Source organism: Fulvivirga kasyanovii (assembly GCF_009711405.1).
Classification (GTDB): Bacteria; Bacteroidota; Bacteroidia; order Cytophagales; family Cyclobacteriaceae; genus Fulvivirga; species Fulvivirga kasyanovii.
Window position 1 is genome coordinate 1 of sequence record NZ_SMLW01000131.1, and the last position, 1,098, is coordinate 1,098.

Below are 1,098 nucleotides of genomic sequence, written 5' to 3' on the forward strand. Positions count from 1 at the left end.
AACAAGAATATGATTATGATATTCTTGTTTTTAATAATGCAATAATAGGAATTGAATCAGCCAAAAAATTGACTATCCCAGTGGTTGGAATGATTAATGATGATAACAGTCTTACTACAAGTTTATCCAATTTTGAATTGAATAAAAGGTGGTTCAGGTCTTGGATCTTTAAATATTTCGAAAGCGTGGCCTGCAAGACGGAGGCTCGAATAATAGTAAACTCTAAGTTTTTGCTTAAGGAGGTTAAAGAAGCTTATGATATTCAGTCAAAGCGGATTTCCAAATTATATAAATCCGTTGATGTGAAAGGTATAAGATTTGTCTTACGCAACGGTTTGCAAGAAAATATAAAAGTGCTTTTTGTGAAATCCAATTATTATAACGGTGGATTATTTGATTTACTTGATGCTTTAGGAAGTTTGACAAGATATACTTTTAACCTTCGAATTGTTGGGCCGGAGAAGGCAAGCTTTCATAGCATAGAAAAGTATGCTATAAATAAGGGGTATAAGAATTTGTCAATGAATATATTAGGCAGATTGAACCAGGAAGAGGTTTTTAAGGAAATGCATGAAGCAGATATATTTTCAGTACCCTCTAAACAAGAGGCTTTAGGCGTGGCAAATATCGAAGCATTGATGCACGGCTTGCCTGTTGTTGCTACCAGTGCTGGAGGGATACCAGAAGTGTTAGGGTATGGTAGATATGGTTGGCTTGCAAAGCCCTCTGATCATTTAAGTTTGGCAGAGGCGTTTCAGCATTGTCTTGATGATGAGGAGGATAGGAAAAGGAGGACGTCATTAGGAAATGACCATGTAAGGCGTAAATTTAATAAAGAAGTTATGCTGGATAAATTTGTGTCAATCATGGAGTCCGTTTTAGTCAAATAAGATGGAGAAGATATAGGGGGAAGGAGTTGGAAAACTAAAGTATAATGATTCAGCAGATAGGCCAGCAATATAAAAGTTTAAGAAAAGTAGCACATACGTTACTTGTACTGAATGTATTGAACATAGGAAACTATACTTTTTTGGCATACTCTGTTTCAGGTACGGCCGTAAGCTCGCCTTTATTTGACCTTTTAGCCTATCTAAGGTT

General features: G+C 36.0%; 1 protein-coding gene. It reads left to right on the forward strand.

Annotated elements, in window-relative coordinates; all coding sequences use genetic code 11:
- Positions 1 to 890: glycosyltransferase family 4 protein (locus tag E1163_RS00315; RefSeq protein WP_155168542.1), on the forward strand; the 890-nt coding region annotated here is incomplete at its 5' end.
- Positions 891 to 1,098: the final 208 nt, after the last annotated feature.